The following is a 14,930-nucleotide window of genomic DNA, read 5'->3' as shown; positions in this document are numbered from 1 at the left end:
GCCAACGCCGCTCCTGCGGGGGCGCCCAGGCTGCGCGACAACCGTCCGACCACGGAAAGATCCACGATGTTCACGATCCACAACGACGCCAACGCCACTGCCGACGACCAGCGCCGGTACGAACGGCTGATGGAAGCCGCCGTCCCGCTGGCGGCCGACCTCTCCCAGTTGCCGCTGCCCGAGCACATCACCGTGCGGATAGCGACCCCAGAGCAGTTCGTCGCCTGGCAGGTCGAGCACAACCAGCTGATGGTCGACAAGGGCATTGAATCCCTGGGGTTGGGCGGCGTGCAGCGCCGGCTGCTCAGGACGGCGGCGACGCTGGCGGTCAAGACCAAGGGCAAGGCCATGTACGCGAAGTTCGCCCCCACGGTCCAGGGCGCGATCATCTATCGTGCCGAGGATCCGGCCTTGGTGGTCATGCCCACCGCCCACGCCGAGTCCCGGGGCAGCGACCGCTTCCTGACCTCCGTCTTCGCTCACGAGATCACCCACCTCGCCCAGTTCGAGCTCAACCCGACCCTCCCCTACGCCGTGGTGCGCCTCGGCACCCAGGATCAGCTGGCCCGCTGGCCCCACGACGAATGCCGTTTCCCGTCCGCTGTCCTTGAGGGCCACGCCTCCTGGGTCCAGGCGAGGGCGTCCGAGCGGCTGTGCGGCATCGCCACACGCACACGCCTGGACGACGAGCCCGAGCCGACCGAGCTGTTCACCCGGCTCACCGCCGAGTCCCCCAGGGCGGATGCCTACGACCTGGGCGAGCAGTTCGTCGCCGCCGTCTACACCTACGGCGGGTACCCCGCGGTCGAGCGCCTCCTGAAGGATGAAGAGTGGATGCCGACCAACCGGGAGATCCAGGACCCGGCGATCTGGCTGGACCGTCACCAGGAGGTCTGAGCGCTCATCCGCCGAGGTGGTGAACGAAGGCCGGCAGCCGCCTGCGAGGTAGCTGCCGTGATCCCGGCTGCGCGCCACGCAGTACGGGACGACACAAGGAAGTGACGCCGCCTACCGTCCCTCCTCGCCACCCAGCAGCGCGAGGAGGACGACGGTGGAGTTGATCGTGACAGCCGAGGACGTCGCCCGCCGCCTCGGCTACCCCACCCCCCTCGGCGACCTCGTGCGGCAGCGCATCGAGGTCGCCGTCGAGGACGCCCAGGACGCCCTGGTCGCGCACCTCGGACGGCCACTGCTGCCCGCGCAGTACACCGAGAGCGGTGTTCACGCAGGGGCGGACGGCTGGGTGCTCCATCACGGTCCCGTCATCGCGGTGATCTCCGCCGTCCTGGACACGGGCACGACGTCGGGTCCCTTCGGCACGCCGACGTACACCGTCACCTACACCGCCGGCATCGACGCCCGCACCGACCCGCAGACCGCCCCGCTGCGCCTGTGGGTCCGTGCGACGGCGTGCCACCACCCGCTGCTGGCGGACGCGCCCGCGCGCCAGCGCCGCGTCGCCTCCGCCTCCGTGGAGGGCCAGTCGGTCACGTACGACACCGCGGCCGAGCCGCCGGTGGTGCTCGCGCCGCCGGACCTCACCACGACCGACCGGTGGCGGCTGCGCGGCCGCCGGGTCTACCAGGCCCCGACCAGGCCGAACCCGCCCGGGCTCACGATCCCCGGACACTTCGGCTCAGGGGGGCTCTGATGGCGGTCCTGCTGGCCGACCGGCAGCTCGGCGTCCGCACACGCGGCGTGCCCGTCCTGGATGCGCACGGCGCCGAGTTGACCGGGCCGCTCGGCCCGCTGCGGGGACCGTGGCCAGGGCGGGCCGTGCCGCAGGCCGACGGCACGTGGCACCTGGCCCTGGACGGGCAGGCCGGCCTCCTGCTGGCCGGCGACGTCGTGGTGGAGCCGGCCACCGGGACGCAGTGGACGGTGCTGGCGGCCGACGAGTTGGCGAACACCGACGACCCGGCGCTGGCCTACGTGCGGATCAAGGGGCGTGCCCGCGTCTTGGACGGCACTCGGCCGGAAGGACACCCGTGATGGCCCACCTCGAGCTGCCCGCCGACCTTGCTCGCCGCCTGGCCCCGCTGATGCTTCAGCACACCCAGCGCCTGGCCGAGGAAGTCGAGGAAGAGGCCCGGCGCCGAGCCCCGGCGGCCAAGACGTGGCACACCCAGGAAGACGGCCAGGCACGGCCCAGCCACCAGGCCGCCGACGGGCAGACCGTACCGGCACCGCTGCCGTTCTCCGTCGGGAACGCCACGCTCTCCGGGCCCCGCGACCCCGAAGGCCCCGTCGAGGAGACCGCGGGGTGCCGGTGCACGGTCACCGAGGAGCCGGAAGCCGTCGCCGCGACGATCTCGGCGACCAAGGCCGCCATCGACGGCGAGCGTGTCCGCGCGACGGTCACGTGCGACTTCCCGCAGGCCGCCGAAGCCGAGTTCGCGCACGGCGACGGCACGCACTTCATGAGCGGCGCCGCCTCCCAGGTCGCCGCCCGGCACCGCTGACCCGCCCGCCGGCGCCCGACAGCGGCGAGGCCCGGCCCGGGCGGGGCGGACGGTAGAGGCCGGGCCCTGCTTTCCTTCGCCCGGTCACCCCAACACCGCCCGAAGGAGCCGAGATGGCCCAGCCCGACCACGTCCGGATCGTCCTCGCCCACCACCTCACGCGGGACGGCGAGCAGCTGATGCCCGGCGACGAGATCGAGGTGCCGCACCACGAGGCCAGGCAGCTGATCAGCGCCGGGTACGTCGCCAACGTGGACCCCACCGACACCGACGCGGTCGCCAAGGCCCTCGCCCCGGTCGAGCGCAAGCCGGCCACGGCCAAGCCGGCGGCGAACAAGGCGGCAGGGCAGGCGAGTGGGTGACCTCGCTGCCCTCGATCCTGAGGAACTGGCCGTCGCCTGGCTGTCGGGGCACGCCGAGCTGGCAACGGCGCTCGGCGGCCCCGGCCGGGTCGGTGCCCGCAACACTCCGCCCTACCCCCGCATCCGCATCGCCCAGGTTCCCGGAGGCTCCGCCCCGGGCTGGCGCTGGACCGCCACCTTCCACCTCCAGGTCGAAGCACTCGGCGACCTGGACCGCTCGACGCCCCGCCCCCTGCTGCGCCGGGCGTTCGCCACCGCGATCAAGGCCCTGCACGAGCTGGCGGACCAGACGGCCGTGCCGGGCCTGCCGGTGGTGACCGCGGTGCGGGCGCTGTCGGCTGGCGGGTGGCTGCCGGAGCCGACCGGCCAGGCCCGGTACGTCGGCGTGGTCGCCGTCACCGCGCACCCGCCGACCGCCTGAGGCGACATTGCGCGAGTTGTGCGACAGCCCCACGCGCGGTGACGGCGCGACGCTACCGCTCGGCGGGGCCTACGGTCCGGCTCGTCCCTGGCGCCCACGTTGAGGAGGATCGGTGCCCGCGGAGAGCCTGTTCGTAGCCCAGATGGCCCGTCTGTACCTGGCGGCGCCGGGTACGGTCGCACCCACGGACCCGGTGGCGGCGATGCCCGCCGGATGGAAGGAAGCCGGGCTGTTCAAGCCGGGCAGCCTGGAGTGGAACACCGACCCGAAGTTCGAGGACCTCAAGAGCCACCAGCTGAGGTACGCGGCCCGCACCATCCAGACCGAGGACGCCGCGACCGTCAAGGTCGAGCTTCAGGAGTGGAACGCCGGCAACATCATCGCGACGTACGGCGGCGGCGAGGTCACGAGCGTCACCCAGAACGGCAAGACCTTCTACCGGTACAGCCCGCCGAAGGTGGGCGGGCGCAAGCCGTTCGCGGCGGTGGTCGAGCTGATCGACGGCGCGAAGCACTACCGGCGGATCGTGCCGTTGTGCGACCAGGTCGCGTCGGTGGCCCAGAAGTACCCGAACGACGCCGAGTCCACCCTGCCCCTCGAGCTGAAGGTGATCGGCGGGGAGGGAGCGGACCCGTGGTACGACCTGACCGACGACCCGGGATTCGCCCCGGCTGCGCCGTGAACTACCTCTGCTGGTAGCCGTTTTGGCCTGTGCCCATTCGCGGCCCGTACGCCTACTGTGGATCACGTCGGGCAGCCCTCCCCCCTGGGGTTGCCCGAACCCGCGATGCCCCGGCCATCCCCCCCCCGGCCGGGGCATCGCCTCTGTAAGTCGACTACTGGTTCCGCCAGAGCGCCATCGCAGCTGCCGCGCCATCGCGGCCGTAGGTGGCAACGAACGGTGCAACGAAGGCGGCGGCACACGCAGCCGTCCCCGCAGTACCTTCAAGGCCCCAAGAGCTCACCCACCAGAGCAGTAGGATACCGGCCGCAGCGCAGCCGATTGAGCGCAGTCGATCCCAGTCGTGGGCGGGCTTCGGCAGAAGCTTCTCGTCGGGATAGAGCGCGGAGAAGCGCTTCGCGGCAAAGTTTTCAGCTACTTCAGCAAGCATCTCTGCCAGCTCGCGGCGGCCTTCCTCCGGGGCGACATCGATTTTCAGTTCCGCATGATAGAGGGTGGCTGCGACTCGGGCGCAGTGAATTTTCATCTGTCGGCGGCGTCCGCGAGACAGATCGCTGCGATGTCGGTGCATGCGAAGGAGCGACCTCGCTGTAGCTCGTATCGAGTACGAGACGTCCATCGGATTCCCCCTAGTCGCCAGCGAAGCATCCGGCTCGGGGGCGATGACGGTCCCATCGGGTGCCCTGACTTCCATGCCTGCGTCGTAGCCGCATGCAGCGATGGCCATCACGCATCGCGTGGGTACGCGGTTGCGGTGAAAGCCTCCGAATGGACCGGGGAGGTTGGTGACGAATCGATAAACGACTGCGGCGGCTATCGCGACTGCGAGAAATTTTCCCCAGGGATTAGTGAATTCCAAGGTGCGGGCCGCAAAGTCAGGGTCTCTTTTCTCGGCAACTCCGACTGTGGTCGCCACTAGCTGCCCTAGTCTCAGCATGTCCAGGGCGAGTGTCCTTCCGATTTTCGGAATGAAGAGAAAAACTGCTGGGGAAGCCGTCGCAGCGAATACCATGAGGATGCCGCGTTCATAGTCAGAGATATTCCTGTGGACCTGCTGGAGCCGAGGCCTGTTGAGCCCAAGCACTGACAACGCGGCTGACGCGAAGAGGAGTCTCTGGGACGCGGCGAGATCTGAACGCGCCCGCACCCGCTGGTGAACCCACGCCGTGATCGGCAGCCTGACTCTGGCCGGTGGTGGCTCCATGCTCCCCCTTGAACGACGCGCTCGTGGCCCGCCATGAGCTTTCCACAGCGGAGTTAGGCAGTGGGCTCCTTCGGTAGATCTCCTCAGAGAGACGCTAACTGCCTTCGCCTCCTACGGTCTGCGGCGTTCCGTTGCCGACAGACCGAGGAGCCGACATGGTCGGGATCGACCTGGACGTCGCCCGTGAGCGCCGTCTGGCCGCCGCCGCCGAGACGGCGCGCGCCGCCAAGGCCGAGTACACCGTCGGCGAGGAGCCGCTGATCTTCGGCGGCGCCACCGTGGCGATGCTGCCGGCCGAGCTGCCGCTGGCGGTGTGGGAGCCGTTGATCGGCATCCCGTACCTGCCGCTGCTGCTGCGCTCGCTGGTGGAGGCCGCCCAGGCCCAGGGGGAGCAGCAGACGCAGGCGGCCGGCCTGATCGTGGACGTGCTCGGCTCGGAGCCGAGCCTGCCGTCCGATCTGCTGGCCGCCGCCGCCGAGATGGGCCGCCGCCTGCTGGGCGATGACGGCTACAAGCAGCTGATGGCCCAGCGCCCCAGCCACGCCGACCTCCTGGAGCTGGTGCGCTACGCCTGGACCAAGTACTTCTGGGGTGGTGGGGGCCTGGGGGAACTCATCGGGCCGTCCGCGACTGCTTCGAGCGGTGGGACGACCTCGAAGCCGACTTCCAGCGGTACTACCAGCTCGACGCCCGCGGTGTCTGGCGACGGCCCGGTGACCCTGGATTCCTCGGCACCCGACGCCTCCTGACCCTGATGCGGGGGCTGCCTGCCGAGGCCCTGCTGCGCCGGGACGAGGCGGAGGTCGGCGCGGACCGTTGGGGCCTGACACAGGAGCTGCTGGCCCAGGTTGTCGAGCTGCTGTCGGTGTTGGCGGCGGAGCACCGCCTGCGCCGACCGGTCGAACTGCCGCGCCCGGCTCACCTGAGCACCGGCCGCGCGCGCGAGCGGGACGGCAAGGGCATGGCCCGGGCGGTCGCCGTGCTGCGGCGCAGCGGGAAGGCGGCCGACCGTGGCTGAGGAGATCGACTCCGGCCGCCTCGTGGTCGAGGTCGTCGCCGACTCGACGGGATTCGCGACGGACGCCCGGGCGCGCGTCGACGCGGCGGTGCGCAACCTGCGGGCCAAGATCCGGCTCGACCCGGACGCCTCCGGGCTGCGCCAGCGCGTCGAAGCCGCCGCGCAGGCCACCCGCGCCCGCATCAAGGTCACGGTCGACATCGACACCGCCGGGCTGCGCCAGCGCGTCCAGGCGGCCACGCAGGCCACCCGCGCCCGCATCAAGGTCGCCGTCGACCCGGACACCTCCGGGCTGGCGGAGAAGGTGCGGGCGGCGACCGCCCGCGCCGCGTACGTGCGCGTCGGTGTCGGACTCGACACCGGCAACCTGCGCCAGCGCGTCCGGGCTGCCGCCGAGGCCGCCGCCGCCACGGTCAAGGTCGACCTGGACGTCGAGACGGCCGGTCTGCGCGCCCGGGTCAAGGAGGCGCTGGCCGGCCTGTCGGTGCGGGTGCGGGTCGACGTCGACACCGCCGCCGCGACCACCCGCCTCGCGGCGTTCCGCACGCTCGCGTCCCGGCCGGTCGACGTCCCCCTCAACGCCCGGGGCTCCGCCGGCGGCGACGGCGGGGGCGGAGGGCTGCTCCAAGCTGCACAGGGCTTTGGCTCCACCGTCGCCGGTCTGGCCCGCCTGCCCGCGATGGCCTCCGGGGCGCTCGCCCTCGGCCAGGCCGTCACCCAGGTCGCCGCCGGGCTCTTCGCGATGGGCGCGGCCGCCGCGCCCGCGGTCGGGCTGCTCGGTGCCCTTCCCGGGGCGGCGGGCGCCGCCGTCCAGGGCCTGGGCACCCTGCTGGCCGCGTTCTCCGGCATCGGTGCCGCCGTCAAGGCGCTCGGCCAGGCGGACAAGCAGTCCGCCGGAGCGGCGGGCGCCTCCGCGCAGGCCCGGCAGGCCGCCGCCGACCGGGTGGCGGACGCGCAGCGCCGACTCGGCACCGCCCAGCGCGACAGCGACGAGCAGGCCCTGCGGGGGGCCGAGCAGGTCGCGCAGTCCCGGCGCCGGCTGGCCGACGTCCAGGAACGGGCGGCGGCGCAGGTCGCCGCCGCCGACCGGCAGCTGGCGGCGGCGGAGCTCACGGTCACCCGGGCGCACCAGGCCGCCGCGCAGGCGCAGCAGGCGCTGAACGACGCCCGGCAGGCCGCGCAGCGCACCCTGGAGGACCTGAACCGGGACGCGGCCCGGGGGCCGCTGGAGGAGCAGAAGGCGCTGCTCTCCCTGGAGCAGGCCCGCTCCCGGCTCAACCAGGTCAACGTCTCCCCGTTCTCGTCGGAGGCGGACCGGCGCGAAGCCCAGATCTCCTACCAGGAGGCGGTCAACCAGCTCGAGGACGTCCGCACCCGCAACAAGCGGCTCGCCGAGGACGTCAGGAAGGCCAACCAGCAGGGCGTCGAGGGCAGTGACCAGGTCACCTCCGCGAAGGAGCAGCTGGCCCGCGCCCAGGAGGCCGAGCAGGACGCGGTCCGGGGCGTCCAGGAGGCCGAGCAGCAGGCCGCCCGCGCCCGCGTCGAGGCGGTGCGCGAGGTCCAGGACGCGCACAACGACCTCGACAAGTCCGTCCGCGAAGCGGAGCGCCAGCAGAAACGTTCCGCCGAGCAAGTAGCGGACGCCCAGCGGGACGTCGCCCGCGCGCTGCGGGACCAGTCCCAGGCGCTCAACAGCACCAGCAGCGCCGCCAACGCCGCCGAGGAGGCACTCAAAGCGCTCTCCCCGGCCGGGCAGCGCTTCGCCCGGTTCATCTCCGGCACGGTGCAGCCCGCCCTGCGCGGGCTGCGGGACACCGCGCAGGAGGCGCTGCTGCCTCCGTTGGAGAGGGGGATCGGCCGGGCTCTGAGCCTGCTGCCGATCTTCAACCGTGCGATCGGCGACACCGGGCAGGTACTCGGCCAGGCTGCCGAGCGCGGCGCGGAGATGGCCACGTCCGGGCCGTGGCGGGCGGACCTGGCGCAGGTCGCCTCGACCAACACCAGGGTGATCGGCTCGCTGGCGAACGCCGGCCTGAGCGCGGCCGACGGCCTGCGCAACATCACGGTCGCCGCCGCGCCGCTGCTGGAGCGCCTGGCCAGTGCCACGGAGCGCGGCTTCGCCCTGGCCGCCGCGTTCATCCAGGCCCGCCGCGACGGCGGCCAGCTCGAAGGGTTCTTCCAGCGCGCCGGTGACACCGGCGCACAGCTGTGGGGCATCCTGCGGGACATCGGCGCCGGTGTCCTCAACATCGGGCGCGCCGCCGCCCCGGCCGGACAGCAACTCCTCAACTCGCTCGCTCTGGCAGCGAGTTCCTTCCGCACGCTCACCGGCGAAGGCGAGACGCAGGCCAAGCTCGCCGGATACTTCGCCAACACCGTCCCCGTCCTCCAGGAAGTCGGGCGACTGGTCGGCGCCTTGGGCGTCGCCTGGTTCAACTTCACCAACAACCCGGCACTCGCGCCGCTGATCGCCCGGCTGCGCACCGAAGTGCTGCCCGCGGTCATGCAGTTGGCCGGCTCGCTCGGCAACGGCCAGCTGTGGGACCAGCTGCTCGGACTGCTGACGTCCATCGTCGGTATCGCCGCTCAACTCGGCGGCCTCGGCAACACCTTGTCTGGGTTCTTGTTCGTCATCCAGGCCGTCGCCACAGCCGTGCAGGTGCTGCTGTCGATCCCCGGCATGGGTGCCTTCGTCTCGGCGCTGCTGACGATGGCCGGCGTCGCGGGCGGGATCATGTTCGTCGCCAACGCGATCGGCGCCGTGCGCGGCGCCCTGACCCTGCTGTCCGCCAACCCGATCATGCTGATCGTCGCCGCTGCCGCCGCCCTGGTGCTCGGGTTCGTCACGGCCTACCAGAAGGTCGACTGGTTCCGTAACGCCGTCAACGGGGCGATCAGCGGGCTTGCCGACGGTGTGCGTTCCGCGCTCGACGGCATGGTGTCCTTCGCGGCCTGGTCGTGGGGCAAGTTGTCGGGGATCTTCGCCCCGCCGATCCGCTTCCTGGTCAACACCGTGTACGACGGCGGGATCCGCAAGGCCTGGAACTGGATCGCCGACGCCTTCGGCCTCGGCAAACTGCCCAGCTTCACCGTCGGGTTCGCCCGAGGCGGCGTCGTGCCCGGCTACGCTCCCGGCCGCGACACCGTGCCCGCCATGCTCTCCCCCGGCGAAGGCGTACTCGTGCCGCAGGCCGTGCGCCAGCTCGGCGGAGAAGGCAGCATCACCGCCCTCAACGACGCCGCCCGCGCCGGACGGCTCGCCGAGGCCGGCGCGCCCGTGCAGGGCTTCTTCCTCGGCGGCCTCGTCGACGGCGCGATCGACAAGATGCGCGGCTGGGCCGCCGGCGCCCTGGCCAAGGCCCTCAACCCGGTGAGGGGCTGGTTCAACTGGATGCCCGACACCGCGTGGGGCGGCATGCTGCGCGGCATGGTCAACCGGGCCGTGGACGGCGTGCTGGCGTTCGTACGCGGCTACGCCACCGGGGGAGTGGTGCCCGGCTACGCGCCCGGCCAGGACAGCGCCCTGGCCCGCCTCAGCCCCGGCGAAGGCGTCCTCACGCCGCAGGCCGTACGGGGCCTCGGAGGCGGCGGCGCCGTCAGCGCCATCAACGCCGCCCGCGGGCAGCTCGCCGACGGCGGCGGCCAGGGCGAGCGCATCGGCACTGTCATCTCGCCCGGCGCGATCGTGCAGTACATCACCAACCCGCTGCCCGAGACCCCCGGCGAGACCGTCAACACCCGGTTGCGGGCCCTCGCCAGCTTCGGCCTGTTTGACAAGGAGAGCGCCTGATGGCCCGCGAACGCTGGCTGGTGGACGGCTACGACCTCACCGACGGCCTGGTGCGCGACGTCGAGTACCGGGCCGGGCTGACCGGCACCCCGGCCGTCATCGGCGCGAACGCCACCGTGCCCAACAAGACCGGGGAGCTGTGGAGGCCCAAGCACCACGGCCCCGGCAAGTTCACCCTCGCCCTGTGGCTGGCCCCCACCAAAGGCGGCTGGCAAGACGTCGAAGCGGCGTGGGAGGACCTGCTGCGCGTCGTCGCCCGCCCGCAGCGGCTGCTCACCTTCGAGCGGCACACCGCCGCCGGCCAGATCCGCCGCTGCGAGGGCGAGGTCCTGTCCGCGCTCACCCCGGCGCCGTTGGGCCAGAGCGGCATGCGCATCAGCCTGGAGGTCAACGTGCCCGCCGGGTACTGGGTGTCCGCCGACACCAGCACCCATGCGACCGGGCCCGGCGCGCCCGTGCCCCAGGACCTGGTGCTGACCGAGTTCGCCGACGCCACCGCGCCGATGGAGCAGCTCGCCTACCTGCTCACCGGCCCGATCACCGCCCCGACCGTCACCGACACCACCGACGCGACCGGCGGCGACTCGTTCACCTACACCGGGCAGATCGGCGCCGGACAGACCCTCACCGTGGACGCCGCCACCTGGCAGCTGACCGGCACCGGCGGCCTCGTCCCCGACCCAGGGCGTCTGACCAACACCGGGCCCGCCTTCCTGCGCCTGGCCCCCGGCAGGCCCGGCAAGCCGCCGAGCGTGCGCCTGAACGGCACCAACACCGGCCCCACCACCCGGCTCGCCGTCACCGGCCACCGTGCCTACCTGACCTGACCGGAGAACACCGTGGCCGTGCACCTGCGTATCTCCAGCCCGAGCGGAAACCTGCTCGGGCTGCTGCCCTACCCCGCCGACCTCAAGACACAGGCTGAACACAACGGCGCCGGCGCGCTGACCTTCACCTACCCGCGCAACGCCCCGGGCGCCGGCCTGCTGTCCGGAGACGACCCGCGGCTCTCCCTCGTCATCGACGGCGCCGAGCAGCCCGAGCGGTACCTGCTGGAGGACGACGGCGACGACCCGGCCGACGACGCGGGCGAGGCCCGGCCGGTTCAGGTCGGTTGCCGGGGCGCTCTCGCCCTGCTGGAGCGCGCCGTGATCTACCCGGTCGGCCACACCCCCGGACAGGCCGTGCAAGGGCTCGACGCGCACTTCCCGTTCGTCAACGCCACCCCCGGAGCGATCCTCGCCACCCTGCTGCAGCGCGCGCAGGCCCGCGGTGCCCTGCCCGAGGTCACCTGGGACTTCACATCCGCTGCCGACAGCGCCGGACGTCCCTGGCCCACCACGTACACGGTTCAGTACGACGCCGGCGGCGACCTGCTCAAGACCGTCGCGGCGATCACCGGCGCGGGGTGGGCGGACGTGCGGATGGAGGGCTACCGGCTGCGCGCCTACGTGCCCGACACCGTGTGCGCCACCGACCACCCCGGCATCGTGCTGTACCTGGGCCGGGACGTCCTCAAGGGCCCCCGGCAGCGCTCCCGCCGCTCGGTGCGTTCCCACCTGCTGGCGGTCGGCGACTCCGGCAACCTCGCCGAGGTCGTCAACCCGACGGCGGCCGCCCGCTACGGACGCCGCGAGGCCTTCGACGGCCGGGGCGGCATCACCGACGGCGCCACCCTCGCCGAGCTCGCCCGGGTCACCCTCGGCGGCATGGGCTCCGCCTCCGAGGGCTTCACGATCGAGCTGGACCCGGCCGCCACCCGGCACCGGCCCGGCATCGACTACCGGCCCGGGGACTACATCCGCTACGACCAGCGGCGCACCGACCCGACCAGCCTGGAGCCGCTGAGGGTGCGCACCATCGCCACCACGTACGACGACGCTGGCCAGCCCACCAGCAGCCTGGAACTGAACGACCTGTTCGTGGAGCAGCGCATCCGGGTGCAGCGGCAGCTGGACGCCCTCACCAACGGCTCCGCGACCGCCTCCCGTACCCCGCTGCCGCCGCTGGGCGACCGCAACGACACCGTGGCCCCGAAGCAGCCGGATGCGGTGCTGGTCGGCTCCTGGGCCTACCTGGACCGGGACGGGCAGCAGCACGCCGCGCTGGCGGTGTCCTGGCCCGCGGTGACGCGGAACGCCGACGGCACCGTGTACGACGACGCCGGCAACTACTACGTCTCCTACCTGCTGCCCGGCCTGCGGATCGCGGGCCAGGACCCGCAGTGGTCCCCCGAGCAGGCCGTCAACGGCACCATCGCGCACTACGACCAGCTGCCCGCCGGGCAGCGCGTCCAGGCCCGGGTGCGCACCGTGGACGCCTCCGGGAACTCCTCCACCTGGCGGCTGTCGGAGGAGATCATCCTCGCCAGCGACACGACGCCGCCGCCGGTGCCGTCGAAGCCCGTGGTGACCTCGCTGATCGGCGCGGTGCGGGCTGTGTGGGACGGCCGCGGCGCGCAGGGCGAGGAAATGCCCGCTGACTTCGCCGAGTTGGAGGTGCACGCCTCCACGGCGGCCGGGTTCGCCCCCAGCGCGGCGACGATCGTCGACCGGCTCGCCGGAGCGGCGGCCGCCCCGATCGCCGGCCTGTCCTACGGCACCACCTACTACGTCAAGTTCGTCGCCCGGGACCGGGCGGGAAACTCCTCGCAGCCATCCGCCGAGGCCTCCGCCATCCCGACCGTCGTCATCAGGTCCGACCTCGCCGACCAGATCGTGGGGACGGCCCAGCTCGCGGACGCCACGATCATCGGCGCGAAGATCGCGCTGGCGACCATCCAGGACGCCAACATCGGCACCGTGTCCGCCAGCAAGCTGACCGTGGGCAAGCTCAACGCGGACATCACCGTGTCCGCCCGCATCAAGACCGGCGACGCGGGCGCGAGGGTCGAGCTGAACTCCGGCGGCATCGAGGCGTGGAACGCCAACGGTGTGAAGACCGTGTCCGTCTCCGCGAACACCGGCGAGGTGAAGCTTGTCGGCGGCCTGTCCAGCGGCACCAGCGGCCAGCGCATCGAGATCAACCCCACCGCCGGCCTCCCGGAGATCCGCTTCTTCCCCACCGCAGGCTCCAACTACGCCTTCATCAACGCGATCGGCGGGAACAACGGCGCCGCGTACATCGGACTGAACTCCGGCAGCTTCCCGCACAACGGACAGACCGCGGCCTACCGGCTCTACCTGACCGAGTACGTCTCCGCCCTGGAGACCATCCGCACCGACACCCAGAAGCCCTGGGGCGGCACCGTCCGGATGAACGCCAGCGAGGGCGCCGCGCTTGCCTACATGGTCGAGGACAAGGTCCACGGCTACGTGATCGCATCGCAGGGAGGCGCCCAGTTCGGCCGGCGCAACGACGACGGCAGCGACAGCGAACTGTGGCTCGACAACTCGGCGTTGCAGTACAAGGGCACCTTCCCGAACTACTGGTACACCGAGCCGGACCGCGGGCTGTTCACCGGCACCGCCGGGATGACCAACTGGACGGCCATGTCGCTCTCCTACGGGCCGACGATGAAGTCCCCGATGGTGCCGATCGTCACCCTGCGGGACTGGCAGGCGGTCCGGGCCTGGCAGGTCACCGCGTCCAGCCTCACCGGCTTCACCACCACCCTCGCCTCCGCCAGCGCCGACGGCTCTGTCGGCTTCTGGTGCTACCGCATCTGACAGGAACGGGGATCACCATGCCCGAGCAGTACCGGGTGCTCGACACCACCCGGATCAGCGTCGGATCCACGCCGTGCTGGGCCGTGCGCCAGCAACGGCCCGACGGAGAGCACCACATCACCATCTTCCCGACCTCCTCACTGGAGTGGCGGGCCGTAGAGTACGACATCGACCACACCACCCCGGCCGGCATCGACATGATCCTCGACATGCTGCTCCACGAGCCGTTCGTCCCGGACCCGCTGGAGAACGGCCACACCGACCCGGCCGCCGCGAAGGGACTCACCGCCCCCGCCACCCAGGCGGTGAACGGCCTCGCCGCCGGGGACACCGAGCCTGTCACCCTGCACAACGCGCCCGACCGGGCCACCGCCCGCCAGGCCCACCTCGACCGGATCGCCCACGCCAAGCGAACCCGTGTCGCCGTCACGGCCGGCCCCGCCGCAGGCACGCTCCGAGCGGCGGCAGCACGGCCCGCGCAGGACCCCCTCGACGTGATCCGCCGCAACCACGGCATCACCCCCGAGGGCGTGGCGGCCAAGGCCGAACTCGTGGAGCAGGCCCGGCAGCAACTCGCCCAACCCCAGCCGTCCCCCGACGGCACTACCGCCCGCTCCGACCCGCAGGCCTTCACCACACCGGTGCGGGACGCCGCCCTGCCCCGACGCGACGAAGCCCACCAGGGCAACGGAGACGAGACGGCATGACCAACCACCCGACCCCGGAACAGCTCGACCACCTGCTCGGCACCGCCGACCGCCGCCGACTCACCCCCGCCGAAGCCACCCTGCTGAGAGCCGGCGTCCGGCGCCTGCGGAAGTCGGCCGCCTGCGCATGCACCCGGCCGACCACCGGCGACACCCCCAACCCGGCCAAGTGAACGGAGCCCCCACCACCATGGCGCACACCGCCGAACCCGTCACCGTGGACGCCGAGCAGTACATCGCCCGGCTGCGCACCCAGATGGCCGAGGCCTGGGGCCAGGCACAGGCAGCACTCGCTCTCGCCCGCGAGGAGAACGCCGTACGCGCCGCGCGGGAAGCCGACCAGGCCCGCCGGATCGCCGAACTTGAAGCCACCGTCGCCGAACTGCGATCCGCCGCCTCGACGCGACCGTAGGCACCGCCGCGCCCTACCGTCCCCCGCTGTGGAACCGGACCCGGACGACCAGCAGCCTCCCGCTGGCCGACGACACCGACGGAGGGCCAGATGGAGCGAGATCACCGGAGTAGGGTCGGCCGGACGGCGAGGTGCCTGCTGAGCAGGTCCTTTTTCGTCCGGCCTCCCTCCGAACCGGACGTGCCCGCTTTCCGGGCATCCGGC

At 72.4% G+C, this 14,930-nt stretch carries 16 protein-coding genes; 15 read left to right on the top strand and 1 reads right to left on the bottom strand.

Annotated elements, in window-relative coordinates; translation table 11 throughout:
* The 7 genes from ACFVU7_RS44590 to ACFVU7_RS44560 form a co-directional block, all read left to right on the top strand.
* Positions 1–897, top strand: an 897-nt coding sequence (locus ACFVU7_RS44590) for a hypothetical protein (RefSeq protein WP_388052407.1), incomplete at its 5' end; no start/stop codon positions are given.
* Between the two features lie 154 nt (positions 898–1,051).
* The gene (locus tag ACFVU7_RS44585; RefSeq protein WP_388052404.1) at positions 1,052–1,651 is read left to right on the top strand and encodes a hypothetical protein; all 600 of its coding nucleotides are present in this window, start codon (positions 1,052–1,054) and stop codon (positions 1,649–1,651) included.
* Positions 1,651–1,992 (top strand): hypothetical protein, encoded by a 342-nt coding sequence (locus tag ACFVU7_RS44580; RefSeq protein ID WP_388052401.1) that lies wholly within the window; start codon positions 1,651–1,653, stop codon positions 1,990–1,992. The genes ACFVU7_RS44585 and ACFVU7_RS44580 overlap by 1 nt, the downstream gene beginning before the upstream one ends.
* On the top strand, positions 1,992–2,462 hold the full coding sequence (locus tag ACFVU7_RS44575; RefSeq protein ID WP_388052398.1) for a hypothetical protein: 471 nt from the start codon (positions 1,992–1,994) through the stop codon (positions 2,460–2,462). Before ACFVU7_RS44580 ends, ACFVU7_RS44575 begins: the two co-directional genes overlap by 1 nt.
* A gap of 113 nt (positions 2,463–2,575) precedes the next feature.
* Positions 2,576–2,824, top strand: coding sequence for a hypothetical protein (locus ACFVU7_RS44570; protein ID WP_388052396.1), 249 nt, complete (start codon positions 2,576–2,578; stop codon positions 2,822–2,824).
* Positions 2,817–3,245, top strand: a complete 429-nt coding sequence (locus ACFVU7_RS44565; protein WP_388052393.1) for a hypothetical protein — start codon at positions 2,817–2,819, stop codon at positions 3,243–3,245. The genes ACFVU7_RS44570 and ACFVU7_RS44565 overlap by 8 nt, the downstream gene beginning before the upstream one ends.
* Positions 3,246–3,357: 112 nt before the next feature.
* The gene (locus ACFVU7_RS44560; protein ID WP_388052390.1) at positions 3,358–3,927 is read left to right on the top strand and encodes a hypothetical protein; all 570 of its coding nucleotides are present in this window, start codon (positions 3,358–3,360) and stop codon (positions 3,925–3,927) included.
* Positions 3,928–4,081: 154 nt separating this feature from the next.
* On the opposite strand, the gene ACFVU7_RS44555 is transcribed toward ACFVU7_RS44560, so the two are convergent.
* Positions 4,082–4,453: a hypothetical protein gene (locus ACFVU7_RS44555; protein ID WP_388052387.1), complete on the bottom strand. Its 372-nt coding sequence runs from the start codon at positions 4,451–4,453 to the stop codon at positions 4,082–4,084.
* An 833-nt stretch (positions 4,454–5,286) separates the two neighbouring features.
* Here ACFVU7_RS44555 and ACFVU7_RS44550 point away from each other — a divergent pair.
* From ACFVU7_RS44550 to ACFVU7_RS44515, 8 genes are read left to right on the top strand one after another with little or no spacing between them, the layout of a single operon-like run.
* Positions 5,287–5,880, top strand: a complete 594-nt coding sequence (locus ACFVU7_RS44550; protein WP_388052384.1) for a hypothetical protein — start codon at positions 5,287–5,289, stop codon at positions 5,878–5,880.
* 5 nt (positions 5,881–5,885) lie between these two features.
* Complete coding sequence (locus tag ACFVU7_RS44545; RefSeq protein ID WP_388052381.1) at positions 5,886–6,149, top strand: hypothetical protein; 264 nt, start codon at positions 5,886–5,888, stop codon at positions 6,147–6,149.
* Entirely contained in the window at positions 6,142–9,939 is a 3,798-nt protein-coding gene (locus ACFVU7_RS44540; RefSeq protein ID WP_388052379.1) for a hypothetical protein, read from the top strand. Before ACFVU7_RS44545 ends, ACFVU7_RS44540 begins: the two co-directional genes overlap by 8 nt.
* Positions 9,939–10,766, top strand: coding sequence for a hypothetical protein (locus ACFVU7_RS44535; RefSeq protein ID WP_388052376.1), 828 nt, complete (start codon positions 9,939–9,941; stop codon positions 10,764–10,766). The genes ACFVU7_RS44540 and ACFVU7_RS44535 overlap by 1 nt, the downstream gene beginning before the upstream one ends.
* Positions 10,767–10,778: 12 nt before the next feature.
* Entirely contained in the window at positions 10,779–13,607 is a 2,829-nt protein-coding gene (locus tag ACFVU7_RS44530) for a hypothetical protein (protein WP_388052373.1), read from the top strand.
* 17 nt (positions 13,608–13,624) lie between these two features.
* A complete protein-coding gene (locus ACFVU7_RS44525; protein ID WP_388052371.1) occupies positions 13,625–14,314 on the top strand; it encodes a hypothetical protein in 690 nt (229 codons plus the stop codon).
* Positions 14,311–14,487, top strand: a complete 177-nt coding sequence (locus ACFVU7_RS44520; RefSeq protein ID WP_388052368.1) for a hypothetical protein — start codon at positions 14,311–14,313, stop codon at positions 14,485–14,487. The genes ACFVU7_RS44525 and ACFVU7_RS44520 overlap by 4 nt, the downstream gene beginning before the upstream one ends.
* A gap of 17 nt (positions 14,488–14,504) precedes the next feature.
* Positions 14,505–14,726: a hypothetical protein gene (locus ACFVU7_RS44515; protein WP_117490240.1), complete on the top strand. Its 222-nt coding sequence runs from the start codon at positions 14,505–14,507 to the stop codon at positions 14,724–14,726.
* The last annotated feature ends 204 nt before the right edge of the window (positions 14,727–14,930 follow it).

The organism is Kitasatospora sp. NPDC058046, from assembly GCF_042885595.1.
Lineage (GTDB): Bacteria > Actinomycetota > Actinomycetes > Streptomycetales > Streptomycetaceae > Kitasatospora.
Note: the sequence above shows the minus strand (reverse complement) of the source record. Positions and strands in the feature narration are given on the sequence as shown.